Source organism: Microbacter sp. GSS18 (assembly GCA_029319145.1).
Taxonomy (GTDB): Bacteria; Actinomycetota; Actinomycetes; order Actinomycetales; family Microbacteriaceae; genus Microbacterium.
On record CP119753.1, the window covers coordinates 2267822 to 2285462 of the forward strand.

The following is a 17641-nucleotide window of genomic DNA, read 5'->3' on the forward strand; positions in this document are numbered from 1 at the left end:
GCCTCAGCGCACCACGGCGGCCGAGCTCGGCAGCCGCATCAGCAGCTCCTCGCTCACCGACCCCAGCAGGAACCGCGCGATCGTGCCGCGACCGTGCGAGCCGACGACGGTCAGGTGGGCGTGCCAGGCCTGATCCACGACAGCCTCGCCCGGGTAGCCCTGCACGACACGACGCTCGACGACGAGGTCGGGGTAGGTCTGCGCGAGGCCCGCGAGCGAGATGCCGGATGCCTCGTCGGCCAGCGCCGCGAGCGAGCGCATGTACTCGGCCGGGTACAGGCCGGGGCTGCGCGGCACCTCCATCGGCGCCCACGTCGTCACCGCGATCAGCGGCTCGCCGAGACGGTCGGCTTCGGCCGCGGCGAAGGCGATCGCCTTCTCGCTGAGCTCCGACCCGTCGACGCCCACGACGACGCCGGAGCGCTCGCGGTCGTCGGGTTCGCGCACGACGACCACCGGGCAGTGGGCGGCGCCGACGATGCGGATGCCGTGCGGCCCGCGCACCGGCCCGTGGCCCTCGCCGCGGAAGTCGCTGCCGATCACGAGCATCGCGGCATCCTTCGACGCCTCGACGAGTCCGGCGACCGGGTTGCCGTGGCCCACGTGGATCGTCACGCTGTGCCCCTCGGCGACGAGAGCGTCGCGCTGCGCCTCGAGCGCCTCACGGGCATGGGCCTCGGCGGCCTCGACGAGCGACTTCTCCCCGACCGCGCCCACGGCGCCGCCGACGATCGAGATCAGCTCGATCGTGCGCTGCCGTCCCTGCGCGTGCGATGCCGCCCACGCGAGCACGTGCGGACGCGGGGCGCCCGGGAGGACTCCGACCAGGACCTTGTCGCTCATGTCGACCTTTCTCTCGGTTGTACTTCGAACGTAGAAGCGCGCGGCGCACCGCGCCAGGGGCGAAGGGCCCTCAGGCGAGCCGCTCGACGAGCTGCGTCGCGATGAGCTCGGCCACATACGCCTCGACGTCGACCGCGACCTGCGGGTCGATCACGCCGGACTCGGCGGTGGCGCGCGCGGCGAGCTGCGTCAGCGTGGTCGGCTCCTCGAGCCAGTCCCAGATCACGGCGGCGGTGTCGGCGAGCAGACGCGGCTGCGAGGCGAGGTCGCCCAGCGCCAGCGCGTACACGCGGTCCTCCCGGTCGACCCATGCGACGTCCTCGCGGCGCCGCACGCGCGGCTCGTCGGACACGAGCAGGCCCGCGTCCATGAGCGCCGCCACCACCATCAGGACCGAGGGGCGCGGATGCTGCGCCTCGGGCGCGCCGTACACCGCCACGGCGACGTCCACCAGCTCGTCGATGGTCGCCGCCTCGGCCGCGCGCCACAGCGCGGGGGCGACGCCGGCGATGACGTGCACGACCCCGCGCCCGCGCTCGTCGACGGTCAGGATCGAGACGCGGTCGGGATCGTCCAGATCGATGTCGTCGGCCCACGGAGCGCGCGAGAAGCGCGGCGGGGTCGGCGCCGCACCGGCAGATCCGGCGACCGGGGCGGCATCGGCAGCAGCACCGACCTGGGCCGCATCAGCAGACCCAGCAGCCAGCGCCGCATCCGCAGAAGCGACAGGTGCCGCATCAGCAGACCCAGCGGCCTGGGCCGCACCGGTACCCTCAGCGACCGGCGCCGCATCGCCAGACCCAGCGGCCAGCGCCGCATCAGCAGAACCGACCCTGGCCGCATCAGGAGACCCGGCGGCCGTCGCCGCATCAGCAGACCCAGCGACCGGCGGCGCCTCGGCAGCCTGGACGACCGTGGCTCCACGCGGTGACGGGGTCGTCGTTGCGATGCGGACCGGCTCCTGGCCGGCCGCGAGCATCCGCTCCACGATCGGCGGGAGGTCGGCGGCCTCGGCATACGCGAGACGCCGCACACCGCCCGTGGCCTCGGCGACCGCGGCCATGAACCGCAGCGGAGCGTCGGCGTGCACGAGGAAGCTCGACTGCGCGACGAGCTCTTCGAGCGCCTCGCCGAGGTCGACGGGCTCGAGCGTCGGAACGCCCTCGTGCGCGGGATCCCGGTCGAGCAGCACGATCGCGCGCACCCGCAAGGGGGCGTCGGGCAGCGGCTTCAGGCCCGCCTCGGAGGGCGGGATCTGGACCTTGGGGCGCGTCGGCTCCTCGATGACCGACAGCGGCTTGCGGTACGCGTGCACCGCGCCGGACTGCTCGATCGCGATCGTCTCGTCCGACACGTAGCCGAACACCCGGCCGAGCGCCCGCGATGCCGTCGTCTTGCCGCGGCCCGAGGGCCCGACCAGCACGACGACCTCGCCTGTCTCACCGGCGACCCCGGCGGCGTGCAGCATCCACACCTGCCCGCGCCGCGCCTCGATCGCCGCCAGCGTCACCTGCTGAGAGAGGGACTCCAGGACGCGGCTCAGCTCGCCCGGCATGGGCTTCACGGTCGCGTCGACCGGTTCGGTGCCGCCGCATACGGCATCCGCCCATGCCCGCCGGACCGCCTGCGCGACGTCATCGTCGACGCCCTCGAGGTCGATGCCGATGCGTGCGCCGACGGCGTGGACGCACAGCTGCTCGGGCACACTCGCAGTGTACGGGGTTCCCCGCCGGGGCCCCGCGCCGGCCGGGGCGCGGAACCGCCGGATACGCGGGCGGTGGGCGCGGGATGCGAGGCCGTGGACGGCGACGGATCTACCCTGAGGTGCCGGCCACGTCGGAGTCTCGGATCATGTCTTCGCCCTCTGCCGCCCGCTACGCGGGCCTCGACGGCCTCCGCGCGATCGCGGTGGCCCTCGTCCTGGTGTACCACCTGTTCCCGCCGGGGATCCTTCCCGGCGGGTTCATCGGCGTGGACGTCTTCTTCGTCATCAGCGGGTTCCTCATCACGAGCCTGCTGCTGCGCGAGCACGTGCAGCGCCGCGCGAGCATCACGGCGTTCTGGCGCCGTCGCGCGCGACGGCTGCTGCCGGCCCTGGGAGTCATGATCGCGGTGTGCGCGTCGCTCGGGCTCGTCGTCGGCGGCGACGTGCTGTACCGGGTCGGGGCCCAGGTCGCGGGGGCTGCGACCTTCACGTACAACTGGTGGACGATCGCCGCCGACAGCGGATACTTCGCCGCGTCGTCGCCCGAGATCTTCCGGAACGTGTGGTCGCTGGCCGTCGAGGAGCAGTTCTACCTGCTGCTGCCGCTCGTGCTGCCGCTGTTCTTCCTGCTCAAGCGCACGTGGATGCTGGTGGCCGCGGCCCTGGTGCTCGCGGCGGCGTCGGCATCCCAGATGGGGCTGTTGCTCGCGGGTGGAGCCGACCCGGCGCGCGTGTACTACGGCACCGACACCCACGCCTTCGGCCTGCTGCTGGGTGTGGCGACGGCGTTCGCGCTCGCTCCCGTGCTCAGCCGCGGCGCGGCGCCCGCCGTCTCGGGCGGCACGAGAACCCAGCAGGCGAGGGTCGCCGCCGGCGCGCGAGGCACCACACCCCAGCGGGCGAGGGTCTTCGCCGGCGCGCGAGGCACCACACCCCAGCAGACGAAGGTCACCGCCGGCGCGCGAGGCACCACACCCCAGCAGACGAAGGTCACCGCCGACGCGCGAGGCACCACACCCCAGCAGACGAGGGTCGCCGCCGGCGCGCGCGGCACCATCGCGCCGGGCGAGGGTCTGCGCTTCGTGGATGTGCCGCCCAAGCCCCCGGAGCCCGGTGATCCCCTCGACGCCGCGTACGCTGTGCTGCCCGCGGGCTGGACGATCGTGCTCCCGCCGTCGGCGCGCCCGGCGGCGCCCGAGGCTCCGCGGGCGAGCACGCTCACGCGCGTGTGGACGATCCTGGTGGGCGCCGCCGCCCTGGCCGGTCTCGTATGGGTCGCCGTCGCCCCCGCCGGCACGGCCGAGACGGCGTACGCGCCGTCGCTGCTCGCGGCGAGCGCGCTTGCGACCGCGGTCGTGGTGGCCGCGGTGTGGCCGGGGTCGCCGATCGGGCGCGCCCTGGATGCCGCGCCGCTGCGCTGGGTCGGACAGCGCTCGTACGGCCTGTACCTATGGCACTGGCCGCTGCTCGTGCTCGCGGTGTTCGCGGCGACCGGCGCCGGGCCCGAGACCGGCGTGCCCGCGTGGATCGGCGCCGGAGTGCTCGTGGCGACCGTCGCCGTGGCGTGGGCGTCGTACCGCTTCGTCGAGGAGCCGGTCCGGCGCCACGGGTTCCGCGGCGCCGCGCGACGCTTCGGCGCGTCGCTGCGCGCCGGGGGCGCCCGCCGCCTGCGCCCGGCCGTGATCGCCCTCGCCACAGTCGTCGTCATCGCCGGGACGACCGGCGCCATCGCCGCCGCGCCCGAGCAGACGTCGGCTCAGGCGGCCGTCGCCGCCGGAGAGGCCGCGCTCGCAGAGGAGGCACGCCAGGCTGCGCTCGAGGCGCTCGCAGAGGCGGACGCCGCGGCGGAGTCAGGCGGCACGGCGGAGGCTGCACGCTCCGGCAGCGAGGCCGGGACAGCCTCGGCCGGTGCGGTCGACACCACGCGCGGGATCGCCGGCACCGCCGTCGACGCGATCGGCGACTCGGTCATGCTCGCCGCCTCGCCCGCTCTGCTCGAGGCGCTCCCCGGCATCCGCATCGACGCCGAGGTCTCGCGGTCGATGTGGGCGGCGCCGCGGCTCGTGAGTGCGCTGACGGATGCGGGCAGCCTGCGCGACGTGCTGGTGATCGCCCTGGGGACGAACGGACCGATCGACCCGTCGACGCTCGACACCGTCGCGGACGTCGCCGGCCCACGCCGCACGATCGTGCTCGTGAACGCGTCGGCGCCGCGCAGTTGGATCCCGGGGGTCAACGAGACGCTGCGGGCGTTCGCCGACGCCCACGACAACGTCATCGTCGCCGACTGGGCCTCGGCGATCGGCCCGCACGCCGGCGAGCTCGCGAGCGACCGCATCCACCCGGGCGCCGCCGCAGGACGCCGCTATGCCGCCGCCGTCCTCGACGCCGTCGAGCGCGGCGAGCAGCGCCGGCTCGACCTCGGCCGCGAACGGCTCGCCGAGCGCCGGGACGCCGCCCGCGAGGACGGCCTTCCGGTCCCGCAGTAGCCGGTCCCGCAGTAGCCGCTCAGAACTCGGCGACCAGCACCCGCTCACGCTCGGTCGCGACGAAGCCCAGCCCCTCGTACAGCGTGTTCGCGCCGGTGGGGCTGTCGGTGTCCACGTCGAGCACGGTCTTGGACAGGCCCGCGTCGGTGATCGCCTGCAGGGTGCGGGCGATCACACGCGGCGCGAGCCCCTGCCCGCGATGGTCGCGCACCACGCCGATCAGGTCGATGTACGAGTTCGACGCCCCCAGCGTCGCCCAGTCGTCCTCGTTGACCGAGGCGAGACAGAACGCCACGATCCGGCCGTCGGCGTCGACCGCGAGGGTCGACAGGTCGGGCCGGAAGAACGGACCGCCGACGAACTGCTGCCAGCGCTCCGGCGCCGAGGGCAGGCTCCCCCAGTGGTCGCGGAAAGCGTCGTTGCGCGCGAGCCGGGCGTCGTCGGCACGGTCGGCGCTGTAGCCGACGATCCGGACGCCGTCGCGCGCGGGCAGGTCGGGCACCGGCCCGTCGTTGTCGCGCACCATCGAGGCGAACCATCGCGCCGTGCGCAGCCCCAAGGCCTCGGCGATCACGATCGCGCCGTCGTTGCCGTCGTGGGCGTAGAAGTCGACCTCGCCGGGCAGCGACGACGCCGACGCCGCGAGCTGCTGCATCGCCCGCGCGTACTGCCAGCGCGCGACCTGCGTGCCGATGCCGCGACGACGCCAGTCGGGGTGGACGGCGCCCTGCAGATACGCCTTGATGCGGACGGTCTCGTCGGGGTGCCGCAGCGCCGTGCCGACGGCGACGACGGTGCCGTCGTGCGCGACGGCGAGGATCGTGTCGCGGGCGTGGTCGAGCTCGGGCAGATCGAACCCGTCCGCGACGTCCTCGCGGGGCGTCACCCACGTGGGGTGGTCGACGCGGTCGGCCGCCGCGATCACGGCGTGCATCGGGTCGATGTCGTCGCGCGTCGCACCGCGCCAGTGCGCGATGTCGGGGTGCTGCGGAGCGGCGGGACCCGAGATGTCGATCCCGGCCGCGGCGATCCGCTCCGCCAACGTAGGTGCGTTGTCCGAGGTGCTCATCCGCTCCACGATACGTCGCCCTGTGCGATCCGCGACATCACCGACCGCACACGCCGTCCAGGACCTTCCGCCCCTCGTGCGCGATCGGCAGCCGCGGTCAGGCCCGGAACGCAGCGAGACCCGCGGGCCCAGACGGGTCCGCGGGTCTCGCGATGCACAGTCGGTCAGTCAGAGCCGACCCGGCCGGGCTCGAGTGCCCGGCCATCCGATCACTCGGACTTCTCCTCGGCGGGAGCCTCCTCGGCCGGAGCCTCGGTGGTCTCCTCGGCGGCGGCCTCCTCGACCGGAGCCTCCTCGACGGGAGCCTCCTCGACGGTAGCCTCCTCGGCGGCCGGAGCCGCCTTCGGGGCGGCCTTGGCCTTCTTGGTCACGGGCTCGAGGACGAGCTCGATGACGGCCATGGGGGCGTTGTCACCCTTGCGGTTGCCGACCTTGGTGATGCGGGTGTAGCCGCCCTCACGGTCCGCGACCAGCGGAGCGATCTCGGAGAACAGGACGTGGACGACTTCCTTGTCCCCGATGACCGACAGCACGCGACGGCGCGCGTGCAGGTCGCCGCGCTTGGCGAACGTGATCAGGCGCTCGGCCAGCGGACGCAGGCGCTTCGCCTTGGTCTCGGTCGTGGTGATCGACTTGTGGGTGAACAGCGCAGCGGCCAGGTTCGCCAGCAGCAGACGCTCGTGGGCGGGGCCGCCTCCGAGGCGGGGACCCTTCGTGGGCTTGGGCATTCTCAGTTACTCCAGGGGTGGGAAGTTGATCCGGACGACGTCAGGACGCCGCTCAGGCGTTCTCGTCGTCGTAGCCGCCGTAGAAGTGCGCGCCGTCGAACCCGGGAACCGAGTCCTTCAGCGACAGACCGAGCGAGACGAGCTTGTCGCGCACCTCGTCGACCGACTTCTGGCCGAAGTTGCGGATGTTCATCAGCTGCGTCTCCGACAGGGCGACGAGCTCCGAAACGGTGTTGATGCCCTCGCGCTTGAGGCAGTTGTACGAGCGGACCGAGAGGTCGAGGTCCTCGATCGGCATCGACAGCTCGCTCGAGACGACGGCCTCGACCGGTGCGGGGCCGATCTCGATGCCCTCGGCCTCGACGTTCAGCTCGCGGGCGAGGCCGAACAGCTCGGTGAGGGTGCGGCCGGCCGAGGCGACGGCGTCGCGCGGGGCGATCGAGGGCTTGGTCTCGACGTCCAGGATGAGCTTGTCGAAGTCGGTGCGCTCACCGGCACGCGTCGCGTCGACGCGGTACGACACCTTCAGGACCGGCGAGTAGATCGAGTCGACCGGGACCTGGCCGGCCTCGGCGTACTCGTTGCGGTTCTGGGTCGCCGACACGTAGCCGCGGCCGCGCTCGATCGTGAGCTCGAGCTCGAACTTCGCGGTGTCGTTGAGGGTCGCGATGACCAGGTCGGGGTTGTGCACCTCGACGCCCGCGGGGGCGGAGATGTCGGCCGCGGTGACCTCGCCGGCGCCGGTCTTGCGCAGGTAAGCCGTGATGGGCTCGTCGCGCTCGGACGAGACGACCAGCTGCTTGATGTTGAGGATGATCTCGGTGACATCCTCCTTCACACCGGGGATGGTGCTGAACTCGTGCAGGACGCCGTCGATGCGGATGCTGGTGACGGCCGCACCGGGGATCGACGACAGGAGGCTGCGACGCAGCGCGTTGCCGATCGTGTAGCCGAAGCCGGGCTCCAGCGGCTCGATGACGAAGCGGCTGCGGAACTCCCCGATCTTCTCCTCGGTCAGAGTGGGACGCTGTGCAATGAGCACTGTGTGTTCCTTTCGATCACGTGCCCGCCATATGACACGTGGTGGATGAGAGGTGTTGAGTTTTGATCCGGGATGCCTCGTGGCCGGCATCCGTTCGAAACGTGCTCTAGCCGGGAGCCGGCCCGCCGTCGTCTCCCAGAGGGGTCACGAGGCGGGCACGACGCCCGGCGGCAGATCAGACGCGGCGGCGCTTGGGGGGACGGCAGCCGTTGTGGGCCTGGGGGGTGACGTCCTGGATGGAACCCACCTCGAGGCCCGCGGCCTGCAGCGAGCGGATCGCGGTCTCGCGACCCGAGCCCGGGCCCTTCACGAAGACGTCGACCTTCTTGACGCCGTGCTCCTGCGCCTGGCGGGCGGCCGACTCGGCGGCCATACCAGCGGCGTAGGGGGTCGACTTGCGCGAGCCCTTGAAGCCCACGCCGCCCGAGGACGCCCAGCTGATGACGGCGCCCGAGGGGTCGGTGATCGAGACGATCGTGTTGTTGAACGTCGACTTGATGTGGGCCTGGCCCAGCGCGATGTTCTTCTTCTCCTTGCGGCGCGGCTTGCGCGCAGCGGACTTGGCCTGTGCCATGTTCTTGTTCTCCTAAACCCTGCGGCGGCCGCGCTTAGCGCGCCTTCTTCTTGCCGGCGACGGTGCGCTTCGGGCCCTTGCGGGTACGCGCGTTGGTCTTCGTGCGCTGACCGCGCACGGGAAGGCCGCGGCGGTGGCGAAGGCCCTCGTAGGAGCCGATCTCGACCTTGCGGCGGATGTCAGCGGCGACCTCGCGGCGAAGGTCACCCTCCACCTTGTAGGTGCCCTCGATGTAGTCGCGGAGCGCGACGAGCTGGTCGTCGCTGAGGTCCTTGACGCGGATGTTCTCGTCGATCTCCGTCGCGGTGAGGATCTCGTTCGAGCGGGTACGGCCGATGCCGTAGATGTAGGTCAGGGCGATGACCACGCGCTTGTCGCGCGGGATGTCGACGCCGGCGAGACGTGCCATGCGGCTCTCCTAGGAGTGTCGTGGAGGTGTGGAGCAAGATCGGTGCCCGGGCCTCCAGCCCGAGGTGTCCCCCGCTCGCGCGGGTTCTGATCCTGCCGTGTATTCGTGTTGAGTTATGTGTTCCGGATGCCGGCGGAACCGGCATCCGGCAAGCCGTGATCCGTCGGGATCAGCCCTGGCGCTGCTTGTGACGCGGGTTCGACTTGCAGATGACCATCACGCGGCCGTGGCGGCGGATGACCTTGCAGTGGTCGCAGATGGGCTTGACGGAGGGGTTGACCTTCATGATGTTTCCTGTTCGCTGTCTTCGCCGGGCACTCCCGACCGCGCCGAAGCGGGCCGGAACCGGGGCGTTACTTCTCGACCGGTCTAGCGGTAGCGGTAGACGATGCGCCCGCGGGTGAGGTCGTAGGGGCTGAGCTCCACGACGACACGGTCCTCGGGGATGATACGGATGTAGTTCTGCCGCATCTTGCCCGAGATCGTGGCGAGCACCTTGTGTCCGTTGGTCAGCTCAACGCGGAACATCGCGTTGGGCAGCGCCTCGGACACCGTGCCCTCGATCTCGATGACACCGTCTTTCTTGGCCATAGCCTCGCTTACGCTTGTGCAGACCGGTCGGTCTGCGGTGGATGGGTGCGTGGTGTCGCGACACGCCACAACGGGCGCAAGACACCAAAGATCAATGGTACGTGATAGTCGCGCGCACGGCAACTTGACGGCAGCGCCGACGGATGATGTCGCGCCGCGTGCCGACATGGTAGCTTCGCCGCAAGATGATGGGCGAAAGCGAAGTGGCCGCGCCTTCGCTCATGCGAAGCGCCCGGCTCTGGGGAACGGCCGCCGCGACGGCGCTGCTGGCGGCGGCGCTGCTGGCATGGGCCGTGGTGACGCCCGGGTTCCGGGCGCCGGACGAGCCCAACCACGTCTCCGCGGTCATCGATCTCGCGCTGGAGGGCGAGTGGGCCGAGCCCAACACCGCGCCACTGGATTCCGGCATGCGCGCGTCGTACGAGTGGTTCGGCTTCCCCGGGGTGTCGAAGATGTTCAGCGACGGCGGACCGGTCTCCGCCGCGATGCTGCCGCCGGACGCCCCCTCGCTCGCCGAGCTGCGCGGCGGGCCCGCCCCCGAGATCGACGCCGAGCAGACCAACCAGATCACCCAGCATCCGCCCCTGTACTACGCCTACCTGGCGCTGTGGCTGCACGCGTTCTCGCTCGACGAGGCGCCGGTCACGACGATGCTCCTCGTGCTCCGGCTCGCCTCGGCCCTGCTTCTTCTGCCGATCCCTGCGCTGCTGGCGTGGACGGCCACGCGCATCGGCCTGCCGCCGACCGCCGCGCTGATCGCCGCGGTCGTCCCCGCGGCCTGGGTGCAGTTCACTCACATCGGCGCGACGGTGAACAACGGCGCTCTGCTGGTCCTGGCCTCGACGGTGTTCCTGGCCATGCTGGTGCGGGTGGTCACCGGCGATCTGCGGATGCGCATCGCGGTCATCGCCGGGGCCGCGCTGGCGGTCGCGCTGCTGACCAAGGGCTTCGCGCTCGCGCTCGCTCCGCTCGGTCCGGTCGCATACCTCTGGCGGTGGCGGGCGGATCGCGCGCGCATCTGGCGGCCGTTCATCGTGGCGGCCGCGATCGCCCTGACCGGTTTCAGCTTCTACGTCTACACGCTCATGCAATACGGCACGCTCGCGACCGTCTCGCGAGCGACCGAGTTCACCTACACGTGGGACCGGTTCGCCGGCTGGACCGTCGCGTTCGTCGAAGAGGTCTCCAAGTCGATGTGGATGAACCTCGGCTGGCTCGAGACCCCGCTGCGCCCGTCGATCCTGCACTACGCCGTCAGCATCGGCGCGCTCGCCCTCATCGTCTACGGCTCCTGGCTGCTGCGCCGCTCCCCCGGCCTCGTCGTCATCCTCAACGGCGCGTGGGTGCTCACGCTCATCATGTTCGCCATCCCGAGCCTGCGCACGTGGCTGTGGAACGAGACGATCCGCGCAGCACAGGGCCGCTACCTGCAGCAGGCCGTGCTCGCGCTGGCGATCCTCATCGCGGTGGCGCTCGCGCGGCCGCGATGGATCTCCCTCGCCGCACCCGGCGTCGCGGCCGCCGCCGTCGTCGGCGGGCTGTGGTGGGGCACCCGCCATTTCTGGGTGAGCGAGGCGCTGTTCGATCCGGCCGATGCATGGCCGGCCGGCCGCATCATCCTCGGGATCGCCGGCATCCTCCTCATGGCGGGCACCGCGGTCGCCACGGGCGCGGCGCTGCGCCTGCCCTACGCTCCGCTGAAGACCTGACGCGCGCCCGGGGGCCCCGCCCCGGCGACCCCCGCCCCGAACACCGATCCCCGCACATGCGGAACGGCCCGGACCCACGGGGGTCCGGGCCGTCGTGCGTGCCGGCTGTCCGTCCGGCGGCGGCTCAATCGAAGAGCGACGCGAGGTTCTCCGGCTCGGGCAGGTCGGAGTTGGCGATGGCTTCGCCGTTGACCGCGACGGTCGGCGTCGCGATGCCCGACAGGCCCGGCTGGATCGGGGTCTCCTCGGTCAGCCGCGTGACGTAGCTGACGTACTCGCCCTCGGTGACGCACGTGTCGATGCCGGTGACGCCGACGCCCGCGGCGATGTCGAGGATCTGCTCGTCGGTGAGGCCCGTGCTGTTCTCGGCGGGCTGGTTCTCGAACATGGCCTGCATGAACGGCACGGCCGCCTCGCCGTCGGCCACCGCCACGCAGTACATGGCGTTCGCCGAGCGCGTCGAGTACTCGGTGCCCTGCGAGAAGCGGTCGAGGATCGCGATGGGGTGGATGCCGACGGTCGCGGTGCCCTCGTCGGCCAGCGTGAGGATCGACTCGCCGTACAGCTGCTCGAACTGGTTGCAGATCGGGCACATGAAGTCGATGTACGTGTCGAGTCGGTTCTCGCCGTCGCCGATGACGATGGCGCCGGTCTCCTCCTCGACGACCGCGGCCTGCGGCGCGGTGGTGGGTCCCTGCTCGGCGCTGTTGAGGGTGACCACGAGCACCGCCACCAGTGCCAGCGCGACGACGACGCCGACGCTCACCCAGATCGCGAACCAGTTGGTCTTCCGTGCCTGTGCTGCCATCACTCTTTCCTTGCTGTGGGGAGGGCGGACGCGGGACGTCCGGGTTCGGGAAGGCTCAGGCGATCGGCTGGGGCGTGACACCGAACGGTGCCAGCCCGGCCGCGCCGCCGTCGGGTGCCGTGAGCACCCAGATGCCCCCATCGTGCACCGCCACGCTGTGCTCCCAGTGGGAGCCGGCCGTGCCGTCGAGGGTCGAAACGGTCCAGTCGTCATCCTCGACGAACGTCGCCTGATCGCCGATGACGACCATCGGCTCGATGGCGACCGCCAGGCCCGGGCGCACGTCGGCCCCGCGGTCGGGCGTGCGGTAGTTGAAGATCGGCGGCGACTCGTGCATCTTGCGCCCGATGCCGTGGCCCACGTAGTCGCGCAGGATGCCGTATCCGCCCTCGGGGGCGTTCTGCTCGATGTGCTCCTCGATGGCGGCGCCCACCTCGCCCAGGTGCGACGCCGTGGCCAGCGCCGCGATGCCGGCCCACAGCGAGCCGCGCGTGACGTCGCTCAGCCGCTCGCGCTCGGCGACCACGTCGGGACGGGCTGCGTCGGGGACGACGACGGTGAAGGCCGAGTCGCCGTTCCAGCCCTTGTACTCGGCTCCGGCGTCGATCGAGACGATGTCGCCGGGCTCGAGCACACGCTTGCCGGGGATGCCGTGGACGACCTGCTCGTTCACCGACGCGCAGATCGTGTGGCGGTAGCCGCGCACCATCTGGAAGTTCGATCGCGCTCCGCGCCCGGTGATGGCCCGGTGCGCGGCGGCATCCAGCTGCGCCGTGGTGACGCCGGGGGCAATGAGCGACCGCACCGCGTCGAGGGCCGCGGCCGTGATCAGTCCGGGCTCGACCATCGCGCGCAGCTGCGCGGGGGTCTTGTAGATGGAGCGGCGCAAGCCACGGCTCCCGTCAGGCGGCCGCCGAGCGCTCGAGCCCGCGGGCCTCGAGCGCCTCGACGATGCGCGCCGTGATCTCGTCGAGCGAGCCGACGCCGTCGATCGGGTCGACGATGCCGCGCTCGCGGTACACGTCGAGGATCGGCGCCGTCTCGCGCTCGTAGATCGCGAGACGGTTGGCGATGACCTCTTCGGTGTCGTCCGTGCGACCCTGATCCTTCGCGCGCAGCGCGAGACGCGAGATGCTCTCGTCGCGCGGCACGGTGAGCTCGATGACCGCGTCGAGCGCCTCACCGCGACCGCCGAGGAACGCGTCGAGGTCGCCGACCTGGCCGAGGTTGCGCGGGTAGCCGTCTAGCAGGAAGCCGCCGGTGGCGTCGTCCTGGGACAGGCGCTCGCGCACGACCGCGCTGGTCAGCTCGTCCGGCACGAGGTCGCCGGCTTCGATGATGGCCTTGACCTGCACACCGAGATCGGTGCCGGCCGCGACCGCACCGCGGAACACGTCCCCCGTCGAGATCGCCGGGATCCCCAGCGCCTCGGCGATGCGCACGCCCTGCGTGCCCTTGCCGGAGCCCTGCGGCCCCACGATCAGAAGACGTGCCTGCGGTGCGTTGGTCATCGGAGAAGCCCCTCGTAGTGTCGCTGCTGAAGCTGTGCGTCGATCTGCTTGACGGTCTCGAGTCCGACACCCACCATGATCAGGATCGACGCGCCGCCGAACGGGAAGTTCTGGTTCGCGCCGACCGTGGCCAGGGCGATGAGCGGCACCAGGGCGATCAGACCGAGGTAGATGGATCCGGGTGCGGTGATGCGCGTGAGGACGTAGTCCAGGTACTCGGCCGTCGGACGACCCGCGCGGATGCCCGGGATGAAGCCGCCGTACTTCTTCATGTTGTCGGCGACCTCGACCGGGTTGAACGTGATCGCGACGTAGAAGTACGTGAAGCCGACGATGAGCAGGAAGTACAGCAGCATGTACAGCGGGTGGTCCCCCTGCGTCATGTACTGCTGGATCCACGCGACCCACGGAGCGATGTTGCCGTCGGCGTCGGGCGTCTGGTTGAACTGGGCGATCAGCGCCGGGATGTACAGCAGCGAGGACGCGAAGATGACGGGCACGACGCCGGCCATGTTCACCTTGATCGGGATGTAGGTGTTCGTCCCGCCGTAGGTGCGGCGCCCGACCATGCGCTTGGCGTACTGCACCGGGATGCGGCGCTGCGACTGCTCGACGAAGACGACCAGGCCGATGATGACGATGCCGACCGCCAGCACGAGGAGGAAGACCTCGAAGCCGTTCGACTGCCAGATCGCCCACAGCGACGCGGGGAAGGCCGCGGCGATAGAGACGAAGATCAGCAGCGACATGCCGTTTCCGATGCCGCGCTCGGTGACGAGCTCGGCGAACCACATGATGAGGCCCGTGCCCGCGGTGAGCGTGATGATCATCAGGAGCTGCGCCCACCACACATCGTTGGTGAGGAGCTGCTCGCACTCGGGGATGCCGGTGATGCCGAACAGCTGGCCGCTGCGGGCCACAGTGACAAGCGTCGTCGACTGCAGCAGCGCGAGGGCGATGGTGAGGTAGCGGGTGTACTGCGTCAGCTTGGCCTGGCCCGCCTGGCCCTCCTTGTAGAGGGACTCGAAGTGCGGGATGACGACGCGCAGGAGCTGAGTGATGATCGTCGCGGTGATGTACGGCATGACGCCGAGGGCGAAGATCGACAGCTGCAGCAGCGCACCGCCGGAGAACAGGTTGACCAGCGACAGCAGTCCGTCGGTGCTCGCCGACTGCGCGAGGCAGGACTGCACGTTCGGGAAGTCGACGAACGGCGCGGGCACGTGGGCGCCGAGCCGGTAGATCGTGATGATGGCCAGGGTGAATGCGATCTTCCGACGAAGGTCGGGGGTACGGAAGACCCGCGCGAGGGCGCTGAACAAGAGGATGCCTCCAGGAGAGGGGGATGCAAGCGCGCACGGGCGCACCGGCTTCCAGGGTAACGCAAGGGGGCCGGAGCGAAATTCTCCGGCCCCCTGGCGTGGACTACTTGACGGTGCCGCCTGCGGCGACGATCTTCTGCTCGGCGGAACCCGAGACCTTGTCGACCGCCACGTTGAGCTTCACCGAGATGTCTCCGGTGCCGAGCACCTTGACCTTCTCGTTCTTGCGGACCGCACCCTTGGCGACCAGGTCGCTCACGGTCACGTCTCCGCCGTTCGGGTACAGCTCGGCGAGCTTGTCCAGGTTCACGACCTGGTACTCGACCCGGAACGGGTTCTTGAATCCGCGCAGCTTCGGGGTGCGCATGTGCAGCGGCATCTGGCCACCCTCGAAGCCGACCTTGACCTGGTAGCGGGCCTTGGTGCCCTTGGTGCCGCGGCCTGCGGTCTTGCCCTTCGAGCCCTCACCGCGACCCACGCGGGTCTTGGCGGTGTGGGCGCCGGGGACCGGACGCAGGTGGTGGACCTTCAGCACGCCGGGGCGCGCGGCCGCGGCGTCCTTCTTCTCGTCGGCCTTGGCGGCCGCCGGCTTCTTGGAAGAAGCCTTCTTGGCGTTCTCAGCCATCAGTCGATCTCCTCAACCTTCACGAGGTGAGAGACGGTCTTGACGTAGCCGCGCGTCTGCGCGTCGTCGGGACGGACGACCGAGTCGCCGATCCGCTTGAGACCCAGCGAACGCAGCGTGTCGCGCTGGTTCTGCTTCTCGCTCACCTTGGACTTGACCTGGGTAACCTTCAGGCGCGCGGCCATCATGCACCAACCTTCGGGGCAGCGGCGGCCTCGGCCTCCGCGCGCACGAGGCGCGCCGGGGCCACCTGGTCGAACTCGAGGCCACGCCGAGCGGCGACCGCACGGGGCTCCTCGAGCTGCTTGAGGGCCTCGACCGTCGCGTGCACGATGTTGATCGTGTTCGACGAGCCGAGCGACTTCGACAGCACATCGTGGATGCCGGCGCACTCGAGCACGGCACGCACCGGGCCACCGGCGATGACACCGGTACCGGCGGCGGCGGGGCGCAGGAGCACCACACCGGCAGCCGCCTCACCCTGGACGGGGTGAGGGATGGTCGAGGCGGCGCGGGGCACGCGGAAGAAGTTGCGCTTGGCCTCCTCGACACCCTTCGAGATCGCCAGCGGCACCTCGCGGGCCTTGCCGTAGCCGACGCCGACGACGCCGTTGCCATCGCCCACGACGACCAGCGCCGTGAAGCTGAAGCGACGACCGCCCTTGACGACCTTCGACACGCGGTTGATGGTGACGACCTTCTCGAGGAACTGGCTGTCACCGCGGTCGCGGCCACCGCGGTCGTTGCGCTGGTTGCGGTCGCGACCGCCGCGGCGCTGCTCGCGCGGCTCGCGCTCGGTGGCGGGCGCCTCGGCCGGAGCCTCGGCAGCTGCCTGCTCGGTCACGGTGTTCTCCTTGTTCTCGCTCACAGGTTCAGACCTCCCTCGCGGGCGCCGTCCGCGATCGCGGCGACGCGGCCGGCGTAGCGGTTGCCACCACGGTCGAACACGACGTCGGCGACACCGGCCGCCTTGGCGCGCTCGGCGAGGAGCTCGCCGACCTTGTGCGCCTTGGCGGTCTTGTCACCGTCGAAGGCACGCAGGTCGGTCTCGAGCGTCGAGGCCGAGGCCACGGTGTGGCCCTTCGAGTCGTCCACGATCTGGACGAACACGTGACGCGACGAACGGGTGACGACCAGGCGGGGACGCTCGGTGGTGCCGACGACCTTCTTGCGAAGGCGGGCGTGACGACGCGCGCGCGCGTCGGTCTTCGACTTCACAGCCATGGTTACTTACCAGCCTTTCCGGCCTTGCGGCGGACGACCTCGCCCGCGTAACGCACACCCTTGCCCTTGTACGGCTCGGGCTTGCGGATCTTGCGGATGTTCGCAGCCGTCTCGCCGACGGCCTGCTTGTCGATGCCGCTCACGGTGACCTTGTTGTTGCCCTCGACCGTGAACGTGATGCCAGCGGGAGGCTCGACCAGGACGGGGTGCGAGAAGCCGAGCGCGAACTCGATGTTCGAGCCCTTCTGCTGCACGCGGTAGCCCGTGCCGACGACCTCGAGGCCCTTGGTGTAGCCCTGGGTGACACCGATGATGTTGTTGTTGATGAGCGTGCGGGTCAGGCCGTGAAGCGACCGCGACTCGCGCTCGTCGTCGGGACGGGAGACCAGAACCTGGCCCTCCTCGACCTTGACCTCGAGGGGCTTGGCGACGGTGAGCGTCAGCTCACCCTTCGGGCCCTTGACAGCGACCTGCTGGCCGTCGACCGAAACGGTCACGCCGGCGGGGATGTCGATGGGAAGACGTCCAATACGCGACATGTCAGATCACCACACGTAGGCGAGGACTTCCCCACCCACGCCCTTCTGCTCGGCCTGGCGGTCGGTGAGAAGACCGGAGGAGGTGGACAGGATCGCGACGCCGAGGCCACCGAGGACCTTGGGGATCTCGTTCGACTTCGCGTAGACGCGCAGGCCGGGCTTCGACACGCGCTTGATGCCGGCGATCGACCGCTCGCGGTTCGGGCCGTACTTGAGGGTCATCGTGAGAGTCTGGCCGACGCGGGCTTCCGCGACCTCCCAGCTCGAGATGTAGCCCTCCTGCTTGAGGATCTCGGCGATGTGCGACTTGAGCTTCGAGCTCGGCAGCGACACGGAGTCGTGGTGAGCCGAGTTCGCGTTGCGCAGACGGGTCAGCATGTCTGCGACCGGGTCTGTCATTGTCATTTCGTGTTTCCTTCGTTCACCAGGTTTCGTACGCCGTTACACGACGGC

The 17641-nt window shown here is 70.7% G+C and carries 20 protein-coding genes and 1 pseudogene; 2 read left to right on the forward strand and 19 right to left on the reverse strand.

The window, feature by feature from the left end; all coding sequences use genetic code 11:
• Positions 1 to 3 precede the first annotated feature (3 nt).
• Both P0L94_10490 and P0L94_10495 read right to left on the reverse strand, forming a co-directional pair.
• Entirely contained in the window at positions 4 to 843 is an 840-nt protein-coding gene (locus P0L94_10490) for a universal stress protein (protein ID WES62887.1), read from the reverse strand.
• Positions 844 to 913: 70 nt separating this feature from the next.
• Positions 914 to 2548, reverse strand: a complete 1635-nt coding sequence (locus P0L94_10495) for a hypothetical protein (GenBank protein ID WES62888.1) — start codon at positions 2546 to 2548, stop codon at positions 914 to 916.
• Positions 2549 to 2694: 146 nt separating this feature from the next.
• Here P0L94_10495 and P0L94_10500 point away from each other — a divergent pair, with 146 nt between their 5' ends.
• Complete coding sequence (locus P0L94_10500; protein WES62889.1) at positions 2695 to 5037, forward strand: acyltransferase family protein; 2343 nt, start codon at positions 2695 to 2697, stop codon at positions 5035 to 5037.
• A gap of 19 nt (positions 5038 to 5056) precedes the next feature.
• On the opposite strand, the gene P0L94_10505 is transcribed toward P0L94_10500, so the two are convergent.
• The 7 genes from P0L94_10505 to infA all read right to left on the reverse strand — a co-directional run bounded on the left by P0L94_10505 (position 5057) and on the right by infA (position 9450).
• Complete coding sequence (locus P0L94_10505) at positions 5057 to 6106, reverse strand: GNAT family N-acetyltransferase (GenBank protein ID WES62890.1); 1050 nt, start codon at positions 6104 to 6106, stop codon at positions 5057 to 5059.
• 209 nt (positions 6107 to 6315) lie between these two features.
• Positions 6316 to 6834, reverse strand: a complete 519-nt coding sequence (gene rplQ / locus P0L94_10510) for a 50S ribosomal protein L17 (GenBank protein ID WES62891.1) — start codon at positions 6832 to 6834, stop codon at positions 6316 to 6318.
• Between the two features lie 52 nt (positions 6835 to 6886).
• Positions 6887 to 7876, reverse strand: coding sequence for a DNA-directed RNA polymerase subunit alpha (locus P0L94_10515; protein ID WES62892.1), 990 nt, complete (start codon positions 7874 to 7876; stop codon positions 6887 to 6889).
• A gap of 175 nt (positions 7877 to 8051) precedes the next feature.
• Positions 8052 to 8450 carry a 30S ribosomal protein S11 gene (gene rpsK / locus P0L94_10520; GenBank protein WES62893.1) on the reverse strand — a complete coding sequence of 133 codons (399 nt, stop codon included), beginning with the start codon at positions 8448 to 8450 and terminating at the stop codon, positions 8052 to 8054.
• Positions 8451 to 8484: 34 nt separating this feature from the next.
• On the reverse strand, positions 8485 to 8859 hold the full coding sequence (gene rpsM / locus P0L94_10525) for a 30S ribosomal protein S13 (GenBank protein WES62894.1): 375 nt from the start codon (positions 8857 to 8859) through the stop codon (positions 8485 to 8487).
• 169 nt (positions 8860 to 9028) lie between these two features.
• Entirely contained in the window at positions 9029 to 9145 is a 117-nt protein-coding gene (gene rpmJ, locus P0L94_10530; GenBank protein WES62895.1) for a 50S ribosomal protein L36, read from the reverse strand.
• Between the two features lie 83 nt (positions 9146 to 9228).
• Entirely contained in the window at positions 9229 to 9450 is a 222-nt protein-coding gene (infA, locus tag P0L94_10535) for a translation initiation factor IF-1 (GenBank protein ID WES62896.1), read from the reverse strand.
• A gap of 221 nt (positions 9451 to 9671) precedes the next feature.
• Here infA and P0L94_10540 point away from each other — a divergent pair, with 221 nt between their 5' ends.
• The gene (locus P0L94_10540) at positions 9672 to 11159 is read left to right on the forward strand and encodes a hypothetical protein (GenBank protein ID WES62897.1); all 1488 of its coding nucleotides are present in this window, start codon (positions 9672 to 9674) and stop codon (positions 11157 to 11159) included.
• Positions 11160 to 11283: 124 nt separating this feature from the next.
• Here the strand turns inward: P0L94_10540 and P0L94_10545 are convergent, their stop codons facing one another.
• From P0L94_10545 to rpsH, 10 genes and pseudogenes are all read right to left on the reverse strand, one after another.
• Positions 11284 to 11967: a thioredoxin domain-containing protein gene (locus P0L94_10545; GenBank protein WES62898.1), complete on the reverse strand. Its 684-nt coding sequence runs from the start codon at positions 11965 to 11967 to the stop codon at positions 11284 to 11286.
• Between the two features lie 55 nt (positions 11968 to 12022).
• Positions 12023 to 12856, reverse strand: a complete 834-nt coding sequence (gene map, locus P0L94_10550; protein ID WES62899.1) for a type I methionyl aminopeptidase — start codon at positions 12854 to 12856, stop codon at positions 12023 to 12025.
• Between the two features lie 13 nt (positions 12857 to 12869).
• On the reverse strand, positions 12870 to 13478 hold the full coding sequence (locus P0L94_10555) for an adenylate kinase (GenBank protein WES62900.1): 609 nt from the start codon (positions 13476 to 13478) through the stop codon (positions 12870 to 12872).
• Positions 13475 to 14800, reverse strand: coding sequence for a preprotein translocase subunit SecY (secY, locus tag P0L94_10560; protein ID WES62901.1), 1326 nt, complete (start codon positions 14798 to 14800; stop codon positions 13475 to 13477). The genes P0L94_10555 and secY overlap by 4 nt, the downstream gene beginning before the upstream one ends.
• Before the next feature lie 103 nt (positions 14801 to 14903).
• Positions 14904 to 15332: a 50S ribosomal protein L15 gene (gene rplO / locus P0L94_10565; GenBank protein WES66314.1), complete on the reverse strand. Its 429-nt coding sequence runs from the start codon at positions 15330 to 15332 to the stop codon at positions 14904 to 14906.
• Positions 15333 to 15424: 92 nt separating this feature from the next.
• Positions 15425 to 15610 (reverse strand): 50S ribosomal protein L30, encoded by a 186-nt coding sequence (rpmD, locus tag P0L94_10570; protein WES66315.1) that lies wholly within the window; start codon positions 15608 to 15610, stop codon positions 15425 to 15427.
• Positions 15610 to 16128: pseudogene (gene rpsE, locus P0L94_10575) on the reverse strand (30S ribosomal protein S5). Before rpsE ends, rpmD begins: the two are co-directional and overlap by 1 nt.
• Positions 16129 to 16289: 161 nt before the next feature.
• Positions 16290 to 16649, reverse strand: coding sequence for a 50S ribosomal protein L18 (gene rplR, locus P0L94_10580; protein WES62902.1), 360 nt, complete (start codon positions 16647 to 16649; stop codon positions 16290 to 16292).
• A 2-nt stretch (positions 16650 to 16651) separates the two neighbouring features.
• Positions 16652 to 17188, reverse strand: coding sequence for a 50S ribosomal protein L6 (gene rplF / locus P0L94_10585; protein ID WES62903.1), 537 nt, complete (start codon positions 17186 to 17188; stop codon positions 16652 to 16654).
• Positions 17189 to 17194: 6 nt separating this feature from the next.
• A complete protein-coding gene (gene rpsH, locus P0L94_10590) occupies positions 17195 to 17593 on the reverse strand; it encodes a 30S ribosomal protein S8 (GenBank protein ID WES62904.1) in 399 nt (132 codons plus the stop codon).
• Positions 17594 to 17641 lie beyond the last annotated feature (48 nt).

Excerpts from the sequence above, each read along its gene's own strand:
- infA (WES62896.1), bottom strand. The coding sequence starts at position 9,450 with ATGGCCAAGAAAGACGGTGTCATCGAGATCGAGGGCACGGTGTCCGAG.
- rpsK (WES62893.1), bottom strand. The coding sequence starts at position 8,450 with ATGGCACAGGCCAAGTCCGCTGCGCGCAAGCCGCGCCGCAAGGAGAAG.
- P0L94_10555 (WES62900.1), bottom strand. The coding sequence starts at position 13,478 with ATGACCAACGCACCGCAGGCACGTCTTCTGATCGTGGGGCCGCAGGGC.
- P0L94_10545 (WES62898.1), bottom strand. The coding sequence starts at position 11,967 with ATGGCAGCACAGGCACGGAAGACCAACTGGTTCGCGATCTGGGTGAGC.
- rplR (WES62902.1), bottom strand. The coding sequence starts at position 16,649 with ATGGCTGTGAAGTCGAAGACCGACGCGCGCGCGCGTCGTCACGCCCGC.
- rplF (WES62903.1), bottom strand. The coding sequence starts at position 17,188 with ATGTCGCGTATTGGACGTCTTCCCATCGACATCCCCGCCGGCGTGACC.
- rplQ (WES62891.1), bottom strand. The coding sequence starts at position 6,834 with ATGCCCAAGCCCACGAAGGGTCCCCGCCTCGGAGGCGGCCCCGCCCAC.
- rpmD (WES66315.1), bottom strand. The coding sequence starts at position 15,610 with ATGGCCGCGCGCCTGAAGGTTACCCAGGTCAAGTCCAAGGTGAGCGAG.
- rpmJ (WES62895.1), bottom strand. The coding sequence starts at position 9,145 with ATGAAGGTCAACCCCTCCGTCAAGCCCATCTGCGACCACTGCAAGGTC.
- P0L94_10500 (WES62889.1), top strand. The coding sequence starts at position 2,695 with ATGTCTTCGCCCTCTGCCGCCCGCTACGCGGGCCTCGACGGCCTCCGC.
- P0L94_10490 (WES62887.1), bottom strand. The coding sequence starts at position 843 with ATGAGCGACAAGGTCCTGGTCGGAGTCCTCCCGGGCGCCCCGCGTCCG.
- P0L94_10540 (WES62897.1), top strand. The coding sequence starts at position 9,672 with ATGCGAAGCGCCCGGCTCTGGGGAACGGCCGCCGCGACGGCGCTGCTG.
- rpsM (WES62894.1), bottom strand. The coding sequence starts at position 8,859 with ATGGCACGTCTCGCCGGCGTCGACATCCCGCGCGACAAGCGCGTGGTC.
- rpsH (WES62904.1), bottom strand. The coding sequence starts at position 17,593 with ATGACAATGACAGACCCGGTCGCAGACATGCTGACCCGTCTGCGCAAC.
- P0L94_10505 (WES62890.1), bottom strand. The coding sequence starts at position 6,106 with ATGAGCACCTCGGACAACGCACCTACGTTGGCGGAGCGGATCGCCGCG.